Here is an 18,239-nt window from a genome sequence, read left to right on the forward strand (position 1 = left end):
ATCTTTGTTTTTTTACAAAAACCACAAAAGTCCTTAAAAATAAGGTTATTTATGGACAGAAATAGAGAAACCTTATTTCTTTTGTGTTGTCTAAATTAAACGTGTAAACTGTTTATTGACTTCTATATACGCGATATATATAATAAATCAATAGAACGGGATTTCATATCATGAAAGAAGGTAAATGTTTTGAAGCTATTAAAGGTTTTACTTACAGCTTCAGCGGCCATAGGCATATCTATTTCTTCATTTGCGGCTATTAATATAAATATTAATTCCGGAAACCCTGTTATGCCTTTTCCGCAGTTTATGGATTACGTTGGCGGGGAAACACTTGCTTCGCACCTGCCTGATGGGGTTTCACACGCGGAAATGGAAATGTGGATGCGCGACGCGTGGAAGATACATTCAAATGAATTTAATTACGCAGGCACAATAACCTATCAGAACGCTGCCGGCGCAAACGTCAATGTCAACTTAATCAAAGACACGTCCAGCCCATATTGTTCTGAAGGCCATGGTTACGCGCTTTTGGGTGCTGCTTTAATGTGCGACAAGGATGCGTTTGACGGGCTTTGGTTTTATCTGGTTGAAAACAATTATTTTAACAAATCCAAAATATATTCCACAAATACAATTTACAATCCCGGATACAACTTTGGCGCGTGGGCGCCGGCGTGGGCAGGTCCCGGTTCTGACGCTGCCACTGACGGCGATGATGACATAGCCCTTGCTTGCCTTATCGCGTGGAAACAGTGGGGCGATAATACAGGTTATTACGCGCCCGGCGGATCCGGCGCAAATAACACAAATAGCCAGCCCGCAATTCAGTATAAACAAATGGCGCTTGACCTTATGCGTTTTATGGTTGAAAAAGATGAAGGTGATATTGTGGGAGACGCTTACTATGACTCCGGCGATATTGGTTTTGACGGTTACGTAAAGGGCGGCAATACCTGGCCCGAAGTTACAAACTGGGCGATATCGCAGCCCGGGGACAAACCAAACAGGGCGGGCCCGCAGTCAAATTCATATTACGATTATACCGCGCCGGGTTATTACAGGTGTTTTGGTGAAGCGCTTCAGGCAAACGGAGACCCCGCGTGGAATTACAATCAGTTTTTCCGCGCAACCGCCGCTTCCAACTGGGTTATGGGAAGGCTTGCCGCAAGTTCGCATAAAGTTGTTGATGCAGGACAGTATTCTATAACAGGCTCCACAGTTACTTTTCAGAACTTTAACGTGGGCGGAGAAGACTTCCGCGCGCCTTTAAGAAATATACTTGATTATTTATGGAACGGTAATCCGACAGAAGACTGGGACCCTGTAAATCACGCTATAACCGCAGGCGGCAACACATGGCAGTATAACGCCGCTATAAAGCAGGCGAATTTTTACAGAAACCCGCAGGCAACAGGGCTTGCGTGTAAAACTTATGGATCTTCCAAAATTACTTTTAACGGGGTTGCCGCTTTAACCGCGTATAACCTTGACGGGTCGGAATTTTGGACATTTCATTTAAACAGGTTTGGTGCGTCCGCTCCCGCTATTGTGGCTTCACAGGATTTTGATTTAATGGGGCAGTTCTTCAGGGAACTTATGATTGAATGGGATGTCGCTACTCCCGGTGATAATTATTTATCTTCTGTGCCCGCTTATTTTCACGGATTCTTCCGCCAGGTGGGGCTTATGATTTTAACCGGCAACTGGCCCAATGCCTGCGATATAATGCCTACGGCAAATATGAAGGTATATAAGTCAACTGACAAAACCTACGGTTTCCCGGGAGATATAATAACTTACTGGATAAATTACCGCAATTACGGTTCAATGGATGCCACAAATGTTACGGTCCGTGACACGCTTCCAAGCGCTATTGAATTTGTTTCTTCCGTTCCCGCGCCTGTTTTTTCTGATTCCGCGAACGGGATTTATGAATGGGGAGGGTCAGGGTTTACCGTAACCGGCATGAGAAACCAGAATTACGGCGCGACAATGGGCGGCATAACAGTTGTGGCGCGTGTAAAATCCGACGCGGCGCAGGGGCGTTACTGCAACTTTGCCGATATCCGCTGCAGTAATGGTACCGGCTGGACATCAAGTGAATTCCCGAATGAAGTATCCGCGGTGTTAAGAAGAAACTGCATTGATATAGTATCTGCGGCTTTAACCATTACAAAGACCGCCGGAGCGTCTTTGGTGGGTGTTGGCGATACCGTTACTTATACAATAGATTTCTGTAACTCCGCGGCGGCCGCGGGATGGATAAACGGCGGAAGGTCAGGGGTTAACTGGGCTGCGGGAGTTAATCCGCTTGAAACAAACTCTTCGGAATACAAATTGGATTTTGCGGCGCACCACGAAGCGGCAGAGCCGGTAATAGACTGGTCCAATTACCGTATTTCTTATTTTGTAAATTCAGAACTTCACGGCACTCAGTGGGGCATAGCCAAAAACTCCAGCGCTCCGTTTGACGCCACTATTTCAATGACAACTGAAGATTTTGTGGCGTGCATGCCGACCGCCTGCACCGACGCCACGGGGCAGTCCTGGAACCAAAGGCTTATGATGACTTTCAATTCAATGCCGTCCACGCCCACGCACCACCTTTATAATTATTACGGAATGATGAGCAGAATCCATATGGGCACTGTCACATCTCCTTTTTATTTTGAAGTAAGGCTTTTTGATTCAACGTATATGAACCCGCAGGACTGGACAGACGACTGGTCGCAGCAGACCACGGCTATGAATGTAAGCGGGCCGGACCAGCCCATGTTTCCCATAAACCCGGACTGGACAAAAGGGGACGGAACATCCGTAACATGGAATAAAGTAAACAAGCACGCGTGCGAAACCACGCCGATATCAATTGATAATATTTTAGTTGAAGAGTGGGATGGTTATACCTGGAGAAGGGTTTTTGGCAACGGGCCGATGCCGGGCCGTGAAGTCACCGGCGTGCATGTGGTTGATTCTTTACCCGCGTATCTTACTTTTGGCGGCGTTGTATCGGCTCCGGCCGGAGCCACTCTCGCGCAGAGCGGCAAGTCGCTTGATTGGACAATAGGCGATATGCAGATAAACCAGTGCGGGCAGATAGTGTATTATGCGGTTGTGACTGATCCCGGATGCCCTGTGGCTGATACGCCGCAGATTAATAAAGCGTTTGTTTACGGCGATAAAGAGGCGCCTGTAAGTGATGACGCTTTAGTCACAATAAGATGCGGGGTGGTGCCCACATTTACATCAACGCCCACTGCCACGCGCACAAGCACTTCTACAGTAACCATAACTTCAAGCCCGTCACAAACAGCATCACCGACTTCAACAGCCACCAATACAATAACGCCGTCATCCACTGTAACGCTTACAGCGACAACCACCGTAACCATAACAGCTTCGCCCACTTCAACGGATACTAAGGTTTCAACATTAACATCCACGGCCACTGTTACGTCCAGCGCGACTTCAACTTTAACGTCAACGCCGTCGTCAAGCGCCACAATGACTTCAACGATGACATCCACGCCGTCTGTTTCGCCTTCATCAACTTTCACGCAGACGCCCACTTTAACAATAACGCAGACAGAGACGACAATAATAATTTCCGCGACAATAACATTAACGTGGACAGCTTCTCCCACCATGACGGCAACGCCGACCGCAACCGTTACAATTACTTCCACAAACACGTCAACAGATACAGAGACTGCCACAAGCACATTTACGAATACGGCAACAGACACGCCGACAGAGACTTACACGTACACATACACCGCCACAAGCACTGATACCTCTACAAGTACGGCAACGTATACATACACGGCGTCAGATACCGTGACAGGCACGCCGCCGCCGACTAATACTTTTACCCAGACTTTCACGCATTCAAATACAATGACTTACACAGACACGGCAACAAACACTAATACCCGCACTTTTACAAATACTTTTACGGAGACGTTCACTTATACGCAGACATCCACCTTTACTGACACGTTTACGGCGACAAACACACGTACGCCTTCTTTTACCGCGACAAACACAAACACATTTACAAACACTTTCACGCATACCGCCACGTTTACATCAACATTCACGGCAACACATACAAATACTCCCGGCCCTACTCCTGTTGAACTTGAAATGGGATTAAAAGCATGGGGAGAGAATCCTAAGGTCGGGGCAAAGATTACTTATCAGATTGTTATAAAAAATCCGTACGCGGCAGATACATGGAACATAAATGTATGGGATTCGCTGCCGGCAGGGACAAAGTTTGTATCAGCTTCAACCCCATCGCCGTACAGTTACTCTTTGGATGGGGATGTAATAAGCTGGGATTTTGCGGGAGTCTCGCTTAACGCGCAGTGTTATCCAGGAACGCCGTCATGTGTGGATGAAATCACGGTGGAATTCACCGTTGAAATAACGCAGATGCCCGCTGACAGGGTTTTTGAAAATTCGGCATCGGCTGATTACAATGATTACGCGTATCCGAATTATCCAAAGCATCCTATAATAGACACAGGTGTTGAATACTATCCGGGCGGAATGCCTGTGATATATCCGAATCCGTTTAACCCGCAAAAGGCAAAAGACGGGCGCTTAAAGATAGACAACGTACCGCCGGGTTCGGTAATACAGATTTACACGGTTGCGGGTGAAAACGTAATATCCATACAGGCGGAAAATATAATAGCGTACTGGTACGGCAAAAATAAATACGGAAACGACGTATCGCCGGGGCTGTATTTTATAACCATACATAATAAGGCGAATGGGAAAGTGCAGAGGGCAAAGCTGTTTGTGGTGGGGAACTAAGCCGCAGCTTAGCGGCTCGGCAGCTCGGTATAAAAACCGAGGGACGGATGCACAGAGGTACAGAGGGACGGAAGTAAGATCAGCGGTTTGACGTCTCGGTTTAGATTTGGTTGGAGCGAGCCTGCGAAGCGGAAATCCCGGCAATGAAGCGAGTCTGCGAGCTGAAGCAGGCGGGATAGACGCGGGTCTTTAATACCGCATCTATATCAAACATTATGCGGTATTATCCGCGGAAGTGGATGTTAATAAATAAGTAATTAAGCATTAAGCAGATAAGCAGAAGCGTAAAAAAAGAAGCGAATTAAGCTATAGGCAGTTAAATAATAGCGGAAGACAGAATATAAAGGGGTTATATGAAAAGATTTTTACTTACAGTTATCACATTGTGTTTTTCGGCGATGGCGTTTGCCGCTATTAATATAAATATTAACTCCGGCAACCCCACTATGCCTTTTCCGCAGTTTCATGGGACTTACGCGGCGGGCGCGCAGGCTGACCTTTATACGCTTGCCCACTGGCTTCACATGCCGGACGGTGTATCACACGCGGAAATGGAAAGATGGGGAAGTGAAGCGTGGAAAATTCATTCCAACAGGTTCAGCTATGACGGAAGCGTGACATATCAGAACGCGGCCGGTGTAAACGTAAATAAACAGCTTATTCTTGATTGGGACGGCGACGGAATATTATGCAGCGAGGGGCATGGTTATCACCTGCTTGCCGCGGCTTTAATGGCTGATAAAGACACATTTGACGGAATCTGGTTCTGGATGAATGAAAACGGGTGGTTTGCAAGGACTGACAAATATTCAACGGGCGTGGAAGTAAATCCTTTATATAAATACGGTATTCATGTACCCGGTGTTTATGGCACAAATCAGGATTCTGCTACTGACGGCGATATGGATATTGCAATGGCCGCGTTAATTGCGTGGAAACAGTGGGGCGATGGAACGGGTTATTACGCGCCGGGCGGTACCGGATCCAATAACACCGCCGGAAACCCGGAAATTCAATATAAACAGATGGCAATTGATATGATGAGGTTTCTTGTTGAACGCGGCCCCGGAAACAATATTGATAATTACACAAGCGGCGACGTGGGTTTTGACGGATACCACAAAGGCGGCAACACGTGGCACGACACGACTATGTGGGCAAACTGCCCCGGCCCATCCCCATACTGCCCGGCACAGCCGGACGGCATGGGAAGCATTTCGCATTTTTATGATTACGTAGGGCCTTCATATTTTAAATGTTTCGCGGATACCCTTGAAGCAAACGGCGATACAAGGGATACAACACTGCTTCCCGGTAACTGGTCAAACGTAAATCAGCACAGGCGCGCGGCTGCGTCTACCACGTGGCTGCAAGGCAAACTTGCCGCAATGCATACTGTGCCTATAGCGGGCTCGTTTACCGTTAATAATGACGGTTCTGTAGTATCGTTTTCAAATGAAATTTTTGCGGAAGATTTGCGGTCGCCGTGGAGGCACGCTCTATATTATATGCTGTATGGAAATCCGTCAACTTCGTGGGATCCTGTAACGCATCAGGTAATAGCCGGTGGAAATACGGATGAATATACGGCTGCGGTAAAGCTTGCGAATTTTTATGACAATCACGGTTACTGTAACCAGTGGTGGACATTTCCTCTTCACGCGCAGGGCGCGGCAGGCATGGTCACCAATTATAGATTAGACGGCGCGGAAGACGGTCAGCACATAAACAATATTTTTGGCGCAAGCGCGTCTGCCGTAATAGTGGGACAGAACTTCGGGCAGATGGAAGACTGGTTCAGGGAATTGATGGGTCTTTGGGATTCTCAGGGCACGGGCGGTGACGGTTATCTTACATCAGTGCCCCGCTATTTTCACGGGTTTTTCAGGACTCTTGGCCTTGTAATGTTTACCGGTAATTATAATGACCCGTGTAATTGGGTTCCGCAGGCAAATATGAAAATTTACAAAGCGGTTGATAAGACATACGCTTTTACGGGTGACGTTCTTACTTATCACCTTAATTACAGAAATTACGGCTCTGTTGATGCGACAGGAGTGTATATAACAGATACGCTTCCATCTGACCTGGAATTTATCAGCTCTACTCCAAGTCCGGATTATTCAAGCGGAAATATTTTACGCTGGGGGCCGTTTAACGTTACAGGGCTGCATAACCAGAATACCGGAGCCACAGTGGGCGGCATAACGCTTGTTGCAAGAATCAAGGATACCGCTCCCAACGGAAGGATATGCAACACAGCCGATATTTCCGCGGCAAACGGTACCGGCTGGACAACGTCTGACGAACCCAATGATATTTCCACAGTGATGAGAAGAAACTGTGTTGACATAATAGCGGCGGCATTGGTTATAACAAAGACCGCTAATGCTTACGCGGCAAATCCCGGTGATACTGTCACATACACAATTCAGTACGAAAATTCTTCCAAGGCAGGGTGGCTTGACGGCGGAAGATATGGCGTTACTTTTAATATAGGCCCTGACGGTTCTATACCCGGGACTTCAACAATGGACGCGCTTTATACCGTATACGCTATGCATCAGGCCGCGGAGCCGATGATAGACTGGGCAAATTACAGGATTTCATTTTTTGTTAATTCAGACACCCACGGCGCGGGGTGGAAATTTTTTCCGCAGAATTATCAGGGAATACAAGGCGGAATGTTTTTTGAATCACAGGACCTTGTACCTGACTGCGACGCGCAGGGGTGCTGGAATCAGCGGTTAATGGTGCGGTTTGGCGACGCTGCTAACCCGTCATATACATTACCTTCTTTTTATCTTCATAAATATTTTGGTTTAAATTACATGGTGCATTTTCCGGATCCGGTAAACGGGAACGCGGGAAAAGATGACAGGCCTTTTTGGGCGCAGATAAGGGTTGGCAACGCGAATTCAACAGGGCAGGACTGGACAGATGACTGGTCGCAGTTGTCCGTACTTGGCGGCCAGAACATGCGAACGCCTCCTATAAGCGAAGACTATACTGACGGCGACCCGACAACACCCGGCATACCTGTCACAAAGATGAACAAAGACGCGTGCGAAACAGAGCCGACAAATGTGACAAATATATTAGTGGAAGAATGGGATGGATATACGTGGCGCAGGGTATTTGGCAATGGCCCGCAGCCCGGACGCCAGATACAGAACATTCATATTATAGACAGCCTGCCCGCGGAATTGAATTTTGGCGGATTTGTAACCACGACTCCTGCCGGCGTATGGAATGCAGTAACCCGGACAATGGACTGGGATGTGGGCGATATGCTTGTAAATGAAAGCGGCTATGTCTCTTACTGGGCCACTGTGGCGGGTTCTTGCCCTATGGGCGATAAAACAGTTATCAACAACGCCTGGATATACGGCGATAATGAATCGCCTGTCGCGGATTCGTGGACGCTTTCTGTTACGTGTAATTATGTACCTCCGCCTCCGCCTCCGCCGTCTTCTCTTACCAAAACCGCAAGCGCGGCAAGCGTGGCGCAGGGAAGCAATATTACATATACAATTGATTATACGAATCTGATAGGATGTGTGATTGATTCTTCGTCTGATTCCACTGTATTTGCGTCTAACGCGGACTGGACGGCAGCTCCTTCCTATTATACTTTTTCCGGCGGAAATATAATCACACCTTCAAATATAAATACCCTTATGACTTATGATTATTCCGGCGGCGTAAACGGTACAATTTACGCAACGGTAGCTTTTGCTGACAGCCAGGATTTTGGAATGAAATTCAGAAATAACTGCTTCCTTTATATGAATAAGTCATGGAGCGAAAGCGCGACGCTTTATAGCGGCGCTACTGTAATGGATTCTTACGCGGCAACCGGCGGCGGAAAAATACCCGCTATTGCGGATATTAAAATAGTTATGAACGGCACGACTGTAAGTGTTTTTGTAAAAGACCACAGTATTACAGCCTGGTCGCCTACGCCGCTATTAGCTTCGGGTTCAATGCCTGCCGCGTCCGGCATGGCGGGATTTGTTCACGGCAGTGTGGCAGGCGGGCCGGCGGGAAAAGGCACTTCCGGCAATCATACAATATCCTATTTCAGGACAGAACTTGACACAGCCTATAACGTGCTTGTCCGTGACCCTGTTCCGGCCGGTATGGCATTTGTAAGCGCTTCTGATTCAGGCGCCTTAAATACAGGCGAAGTAATATGGCCGCTTATACCGTCTATGCCCGTGGGCCAGCAGATTTCTTATTCGTGGGTGGCACAGGCAGACGGTTCTGTCTGCGGGCCGGTTGTAAATACAGCGTATGTTGAACCAAAGGGAATAACTTATACGGTAGCTGACCAGGTTTCTGTTGACGTAATATGCGGGGCGACAACACCCACAAACACGCCCACGGTGACAGCTACCATAACTTCAACTGTTACAAGTACTTCAACTTTGACTGCCACGGCTACATTAACTTCTACTGCTACTGTAACTGCAACTGCATCGCCGACATCAACTTTAACACCGGAATCTACTTTTACATCGACGGTAACTCCGTCACCTTCGTCAAGCGCCACGCTTACAGTAACTAATACTGTGACGGCCTCGCCTTCTTCAAGCGCAACAGCAACACCTACATTGACCGCGACAGCTTCGCCTTCTTTAACTTTTACTGTAACATCTACGTCAACAATAACAATGTCAGAGACTGTAATAATAATCTCCGCGACAATAACAGAGACATGGACCACGTCTTACACGCCAAGCTTAACTCCGTCAGAAACTGTTACGGTAACCGAAACGTCCACCGCAAGCCCTGCCAATACCGCAACTTCTACGCCGACAATAACAGCGACAAGCACCAATTCGCCTCAGTTTACGCTGACTATTACTTTTACAGATTCTCCGACTGCAAGTTCAACTCCCACATCTACTATGACTGTTACTTCAAGTATTACTTATACTGTGACGCATACGGTTACTGTGACTTTAACGGCGACAGATTCGCCGGTGTATACGGCTACAAATACTCCCACTGTGACTTTAACAGGAACGCCCACTGCCACCGCGACTGATTCACCCACAAATTCCGTCACCGCCACAATTACATTTACGGCAACACAAAGCGCCACGCAGACGGTTTCGCCTTCATCATCTTCCACAAAGACAATAACATTTACATTTACTCAAAGCGCAACGCCTTCTGCAACGCCTTCTGTCTCGCCGACCGTCACATTAACTTTTACACCCGGGCCTACTCCGGTGGAACTTTCACTTGAAATTAACGTAAGCGGGGAGACTCCCAAAGTCGGGGCAAGAATCACGTATCAGATAGTGATAAGAAACACAATGCCTTCGGATACATGGAATGTAGATATATGGGACACGCTGCCGGCAGGGACAAGGTTTGTATCCGCGTCATCTCCGTCACCGTACAGTTACTCTTTGGACGGGGATGTAATAAGCTGGGATTTTGAGGGAGTTACGCTTAACTCGCAGTGTTATCCCGGAACGCCGTCATGCGTGGATGAAATTACGCTTGAGTTTACGGTGGAAATAACACAGATGCCGGCTGACAGGGTTTTTGAAAATACCGCGACCGCGGCATATAATGATAATGCATTCCCGTTATTTCCTAAGAATGAAGTACAGTCTGACGTAAAGTACTATCCGGGCGGAATGCCTGTGATATACCCCAACCCGTTTAACCCGAAAAAAGCAAAAGACGGGCGTTTAAAGATAGATAATGTGCCGCCCGGTTCCATAATACAGATATACACGGTGGCGGGTGAAAACGTAATATCTATACAGGCGGAAAATATAATAGCGTACTGGTACGGCAAGAATAAATACGGAAACGACGTATCGCCGGGGCTGTATTTTATAACCATTCATAATAAGGCGAATAATAAGGTGCAGAGGGCGAAACTGTTTGTAGTTAATAACTGAACTATCCCATAAACTGTTATCCCATATCCAATAAATAAAACAAATAATGTAGAGGCGCAATATATTGCGCCTCGCCGTTGAATTGGAACTAAAGGTTTGGTAGACGCGGGTCTTTAGCCCGCGGCAGTTGTATTTGCTGTTTATTTTTAATTCCAAGCCTTCAAGCGTCTAAGCCTCCAAGCATCCAACGCCACAGGGGGTTGGGTATATTTTTTTAGCCCGCGCCGCAAATTGGTATTCTTGTATCGAAACAAATTTGAAATTATCAGTCAGGTTAATTCATTGGCAACCGGGAACTTCCAGCAAATACGGATTTGCCGGCGTTGCATTAAATCCCTACTGCTGCATACATACGGTATTTACGCGGCACGCACTGAAAAAACACACCCAACCCCTGTTTTGTCTTGGTATTTATGAAGTGGTAGATGCGGGTCTTTCCCGGCCGTCGCAGCAAGAACACTACTATGACGGAGATGGCAGTCCGCGTCAGTTTTTATTTATGGGATATGGGATAAAAGGTTATTGGATAAAATCTTATGTTTTCCTTTTAAATAGATGGAACTTTTTTTCCGCTTGTTCTGTCCTATTACACAAGGGAATGATAAATACAAAGCGGAGGAAAGCGCATGAAACTGTCAAAGGCCACGGTAAATGTTGTTCTGTTCATGCTGTTTATTTTTTTTATTTCAGCGTCATTTGCTTTTGTGAAATAGATAATTAACAGGGGTCGGGGAGATGTTTTGAAAAGGGCAGGGAAATTAAATTTTCTCTGCCCTTTTTGTTTTAAATCCCTGTCTTTCGCGGTTAATCACGGTAAATTTATACGCTTTACACAGGGTTAATTATGTGGTAAATCTTTATATCCCGTTTATATTTGTGCGGATGTGGCGGAATGGCAGACGCGCTAGTTTCAGGTACTAGTACCCGCAAGGGTGTGGGGGTTCAACTCCCCCCATCCGCACCAAATAAAAACCGAGGGACGGATGCACGGATGGTCCGAGGGACGGAAGTAAAATCGGCGGCACGGCACTAAAACCCGAGGGACGGATGCACAGAGGGACAGAGGGATGGAAGTAAAGTCGGCGGTACGGCACTAAAACCTAATGGACGGATGCACAGAGGGATGGAAGTAAACCCGAAAATATCAAAAACAAATCTAAAAATATAAAACTAGCGCAATGTATTGCGCCTCTTCATTATTAAATTTATTTGATTTTAATGTAGAGACGAAATAAATTTCGTCTCGTTTTTGTTTGTGTTTAGTATTAAAGGTATGGTAGACGCGGGTCTTTCCCGAAGCTATGGCGGAGAAGGCAGTCCGCGTTTTCTTTTAATTCAACTGCCGCACCTTAAAAGGTGCGCCTACCAGATCTAAATCAAGACGTCAAACCTCCGATCTTACTTCCGACCCTCCGACCCTCCGACCTTCCGTCCCTCCGACCTTCCGACCTTCCGACCTTCCGAGCTGCCGAGCTGCCGAGCTGCCGAGCTGCCGAGCTGCCGAGCTGCCGAGCTGCCGAGCTGCCGTCTTTTATTGACTAAACAATAAAAATTGAATATAATAATAAAGGGAGTTTGTTTATAAGTAAATGTAATTCCTGACAAGATATTTATATTTGTACGGGGAGAAAATAAATGATTAAAAAGAATTTTACAGGGAAAATTTTATCTTTATTTATATTTATTCTTTTTTCTGCAGCTGCATACGCTGATAATCCTAAAATATTAAGTTATTCAATGGTGCCAACCAATCCGGGATTTGACGAGCCTTTTACGGTAACGGTTGAAGTCTGTCTTGGTGATAATACTGATAACGATATCCTTATTGCAGTTCACGACCAAAGCTCAAGAAAACCGCCTTCCACATTCGGTCAGTGGTTTCTTGTAAGCAATGAAGGTATAGGTGTTCAGACATTAGGACCTGCTTCTTCATCCGGCGATAGGTTTGGCGATAATACCACAATGGGAGACGGACCTGTTTACGGCGACGTAATGGACTGCACAGACTGCGAAGGCGGAGAAGGGCAGAAAAAAACGGTTGTTTATAACCTTGTTATGCCTTCTGCCGATGATTTTTCAGGATGTAATCAGACAAGTTTATATTTAAGTATAGTTGTGGAAAAAGCCCCGCTTAACAAAGATCATTGGGTAACACCTACGGCGCCCGCGTGCGGCGCCATAATGCTTCCTTTTAGTATTCCTGTTCCTCCCCCTTATCTTGATGTGCATAAAGCCGCGGAAGGTGTTGTTACAAAAGACGGCGACCAGCTTGTTTACACTATTAATTATAAATATGCCAACGGCGGCCCTGTGACCATTACAGATGCTGTCCCCGCGGGAAGCCACCTTAGGTTTGTAAAAGCGGGGCCTGCGTTAAGGCTTTCAAGCGCACCTGCTGTGGGTGCCACATCAGGCACGGTTACGTGGACGCTGCCGTCAAAGGCAGGCGTTCCCGGATATACAGAAGGAACTTTGTGGATAGTTTATGAACTAAACGGGGATCATGATGTTACTCCGGCAACAATAGATAATACTGTAAACGCGGCTATGGGGACTTTGACTGACTCTTCAACGGTTTCAATTACAACAGGCCAGGCAACGCTGAACCTTGAAAAATCCCAAAGCGCGGATGTGTTGAATCAGGGAGACACAATAACCTATTATCTTGAATGGGAAGTAAACGGGATGGCTGTAAAAAATTACCATAATTTTGACGAGTTTACAGACGGTTCGGAATACTATGCAACCGCGCCTACAGGGTGGAGGCACATACCTGAAGACGGTTATAATGGAAGATGGCGTATGATTGATGATTGTGACACTGGCGACAACTATCTTCAGGGCAACAGATGGGATCCGACAGCCAGCGGGCATTATCCGTCGCTTGTTTTAGATGACGGAAGCGGAACCGATACAAGCGACCAGTTCTGCGAAGGTATGATAGTGACCGATGTAATTATTCAGGATGAAGGCTACAGCGGCGCGGACGCGATGGTTATTATAAGGACAAACGGCCAGACCGGCACCGCGGCAAGGTCAATAGGCGTCGGTATTTCAATTGATGAGACGCCAGGCAACTTTTTTGTTCAAAAAGTTTATCCTGATATTCCGGCTGAAGTAAATCCGCCAAGAATGGGCCCTGTGTACGCAAGGCAGTGGTACAGGGTAAGGATAAATGTTATAAACGAAGCAACAGGGCAGAGGATTCAGGCTAAAGTCTGGCCAAGGGGCGACGCGGAGCCTGCAGGCTGGGATATTGATTATCTTGACACGTCAATGTACACCGCGGATTGGGACTGCAGGGGAAGCGGGACTTATAATGACTGGCGCCCGGGGGTGGGCAATCAGGGCGGAGATGATGCGGCTTATCCTGTAAGCGACGGGTATGATAATTTTGCGGTATATGTTCCCAAAAGCGTCTCTGACGGCAGGGTAATTGATGATATTCCCACGGGAGTCAACAGCCCTGTATGTTCGGGATGCACAGGCGGAGCTCCCTTTACGTGGAATCTTCCGGCCGGCATTTCAAATGACGCGGGTTCATTTACCTGGAGAGGTATTGTTGGAACCTGCGCCAACATAACAAACGTTGCAAGGATGGAAAGTACTAATAATGAGCCTATTGTATCAAATGAAACTATACTGCATGTGGGATGTATTGAAGCGTTGTCCGTCACTAAAACGGCAAACCCGAATGTAATAAAAGTGGGCGATACTGTTACATTTACAATATGCTGGGAAAATACAGGCGAACTTCCGTCAAATATAGTTATCAGAGACCCGATTCCGCCAAGGACCACTGTTATCAGTAACGGCGGGGGAACCGTCAGTGCCGGAACTATCAGATGGACCGTGAATAATTCACTGCCCGGAAGCGACGGGTGTTTTACCTGGACGGGAAGAATAGATTAAAGGCAGGGTGATGAAGTGTTTAAAAGAAGCGGTATAAAAGCGCGCAGAGTGTTTTTGCTTGCCACGGCATTTATTGCGTTTTTTTCCGCGTACGCTTCAGCGGGCCTTAATATGCAGATTGCGGTATCAAATAATCCGGCAACTAATGACAGGATGAATATAGAAATATTTATTTATAATACCGGAACAACGCCGGTGGATATAACAGGGTTATATGTCAGGGCGTGGTTTAACGGCACATTTACCCCTGCGGCTTCATGGTACAACCGTGACCTTCAGAATCCAAATCTTAGCAACGCGGTAACCGTAAATTCAACAACTGCCGTAATTCCGGAATGTATAGAAGCGGCTGACAGGATTGCAAACAGGTATATACAGCTTAACTTAAGCGCGGCTTCACAGCTTCAGCCCGGGCAAAATATACGGTTAAACGGCGCGATAAGCGGGGCTAATCCTTTTGATCCGGTGAATGATGATTATTCAGGACACGGAGTGCTTGTAAAAGATGATTATAAATGGTTTGTTTTATATGACACGCTTGGTGTTGTTCTTGAAGAAACAGCGCCGGGAGTTACTGATCCGGATACAGGAGCGGAGCCGTGTTCCATTCCGACTGCAACACCCACAAATACGTGGGAATCCGTAACAAATATTGTATGGATTGAAAACGCGCTTGGCACACCTTTTATGACATCTGTTGCCACTGTGCAGATTCAGCCGCCGACACCGACGTTTACAAGGACTTCAACAAATTCAGCCACGCCTACAAGGACAAATACCCAGACGGTTACATACACGCCCACAAGGTCAAGCACAATGACTGTTACCGCGTCTCCGACTGCCACTGTTACTTTTACAGCTACGGGTACAGTGACTTTTACGGCTACCAGCACATCCACCGCCACCAGGACATCTACTGCCACATCAACTGTAACTTTTACGGCGACAGGGACGGTTACTTTTACCGCAACCCGCACTGCCACCGGAACGTCAACAGTAACCGTTACGCGTACTGTCACATCTACAAGTACGGCGACTCCTTTTAATACATTTACAAGTACTGCCACGGCAACGCCGACAAGTACTGTCACAATAACAGCCACGCCTTCGGCAACAGTAACAGTCACGCGCACATCAACGCCTACTGCCACCACCACCATTACTTATACTGCCACTCCCACAGTCACGTTCACGGCTACGGTTACTGTTACAAGGACCAACACGTCAACAAGAACAGCGACGCCGACAGCTACAAATACATTCTTTGACACAATGACCAACACAAGGACGGTTACCCCTACCGCGACAATAACTGTTACTGCAACGGCAACTTCCACAGTCACGTTCACGCGTACAGCCACGGACACAAATACAAATACCAGTACGCCCACCGATACAAATACCGCGACATTTACCAATACGCCCACGGATACATATACAAGCACATATACAAGGACGTTTACAGATACGCCCACAGAAACCAGCACGCCAACCAACACAAATACATTCACCCATACCAATACTGTTCCGCCGTCTTCCACCGCCACAGACACATTCACTCAGACTTATACAAGGACTTATACCAATACCCCAACAGAGACGTTTACTTTTACAAATACCTATACGCCCACAGACACAAGGACAAACACGCACACCAGGACGCATACAAATACGCATACGCCCACTGAAATTTTTACGGATACCAATACGCCTACAGATACTTATACGCCCACATATACAAGAACGTTTACAAATACCCATACGGATACAAACACTCCGACAAATACCAACACGCCCACGGACACTTACACGCCTACGTTTACAAGGACATTTACAAACACAAGGACCAACACAAACACTTATACAAATACCAATACGCCCACTGACACATACACGCCGACATTCACAAGGACATTTACAAATACAAGGACCAATACAAACACGCATACAAATACTAATACGCCCACTGACACATACACGCCGACATTCACAAGGACATTTACAAATACAAGGACCAACACAAACACTTTCACAAATACCAATACGCCCACTGACACATACACGCCTACATTTACAAGGACGTTTACAAACACAAGAACCAATACAAATACTTATACAAACACCAATACGCCGACTGACACATACACGCCAACGCATACAAGAACCTTTACTCATACAAGGACTCATACAAATACAAGGACCAATACAAATACTTATACAAACACCAATACGCCCACTGATACATACACGCCTACGCACACAAGGACGCATACGAATACGAGAACCAATACAAACACTTTCACAAACACCAATACGCCTACTGACACATTCACTCCTACGCATACAAGGACCTTTACGCATACCAGAACGCATACAAACACAAGGACGAACACAAATACTTACACAAACACCAATACGCCCACTGATACATACACGCCCACCCATACACGGACGCAAACAAACACAAGGACTTATACAAATACGCCCACAGTTACTAATACTTTCACGCATACTTTCACAAGGACCAATACGCGTACATTCACGAACACAAGGACGTTTACTAATACAAGGACATATACTTTCACTCCTACATTTACACGAACGTTTACCCCCACGGTTACCAATACGTTTACAAAGACCTATACTTATTCGCATACACCCACGTTTACGAATACTTTCACGGCAACATTTACCGCCACACCAATCCCCACTCCCGCCATGCTTGCGGTAGCTTTGTCTGTAACGGGCCAGAATCCCAGGCCGGGCGCGGAGATTAAATACAGGATGGAAATAATTAACCTTACAGGCTCGCCGGCTTATAATCTGCAGATAACAGCGCAGCTTATTGACGGCATAAGTTTTAAAAACACGGATTTCAGGACGGCATCAGATCCGGTTCAGACAGGAAATACCGTTGTGTTTATGCTTGACCCGTCTTATGTGCTGCCCGCGGGAGGGCAGATAACCCTTGATTATACAGTTACAATTAACAGAATTACGGCTGATTATATTGAAAGCAGCGTTGCAGTTAAATGGAATGATTCAGTCTTTACAAACACACAGAATCCGGACACGGCATATTCCAATACTGTGGTGTATCCTTTAATCGCTCCTGTGGTATTCCCGAATCCTGTCAGCATATCAAAGGTAAAAGACGGGCAGATGAAGGTAAACAATATGGTGCCGCAGTCGGTCTTTGTAATTTATACGATTACCGGGGAACACGTAATTTCGTTAAAAGCGGAAAATACAAAAATATACTGGGATATGAAGAACGGGAACGGGACAAGGGTATCGCCCGGAATATACCTATATATAATCAGGAATAATTATTCAAAACAGCTGATAAAAGGGAAGATGTTCATTCAAAATTAATAAAAAGTATTTAGTACGCATCTAGGCTTGTATCTGGCCTCCGCTACTCAACCTTACCGGGCTTGGGTATATGCAGTGGTAGGCGCGTCCTTTTAGGGCGCGGCAGTTGAATTGATATTTGATTTTGTTTCCTTCTCTCTGTCCTTCGTGTTTGTCTTGACGGTTACGCTTCTGCTTAACTGCCTATAGCTTAAGCCG

Annotated in this window: 4 protein-coding genes and 1 tRNA gene; all 5 read left to right on the forward strand. The window is 46.5% G+C overall.

Going from position 1 to position 18,239, the window contains the following annotated elements; translation table 11 throughout:
• The first annotated feature begins 189 nt into the window (after positions 1-189).
• The 5 genes from JXR81_08885 to JXR81_08905 all read left to right on the forward strand — a co-directional run bounded on the left by JXR81_08885 (position 190) and on the right by JXR81_08905 (position 18,041).
• Entirely contained in the window at positions 190-4,827 is a 4,638-nt protein-coding gene (locus JXR81_08885) for a DUF11 domain-containing protein (GenBank protein MBN2754958.1), read from the forward strand.
• A gap of 353 nt (positions 4,828-5,180) precedes the next feature.
• Positions 5,181-10,754: a DUF11 domain-containing protein gene (locus JXR81_08890; protein ID MBN2754959.1), complete on the forward strand. Its 5,574-nt coding sequence runs from the start codon at positions 5,181-5,183 to the stop codon at positions 10,752-10,754.
• 878 nt (positions 10,755-11,632) lie between these two features.
• Positions 11,633-11,718 (forward strand) — tRNA-Leu (locus tag JXR81_08895).
• 671 nt (positions 11,719-12,389) lie between these two features.
• Positions 12,390-14,666, forward strand: coding sequence for a DUF11 domain-containing protein (locus tag JXR81_08900; GenBank protein ID MBN2754960.1), 2,277 nt, complete (start codon positions 12,390-12,392; stop codon positions 14,664-14,666).
• 15 nt (positions 14,667-14,681) lie between these two features.
• Positions 14,682-18,041 carry a hypothetical protein gene (locus tag JXR81_08905; GenBank protein ID MBN2754961.1) on the forward strand — a complete coding sequence of 1,120 codons (3,360 nt, stop codon included), beginning with the start codon at positions 14,682-14,684 and terminating at the stop codon, positions 18,039-18,041.
• Positions 18,042-18,239 lie beyond the last annotated feature (198 nt).

It is taken from the genome of Candidatus Goldiibacteriota bacterium, assembly GCA_016937715.1.
Classification (GTDB): Bacteria; Oederibacteriota; PGYV01; order PGYV01; family PGYV01; genus PGYV01.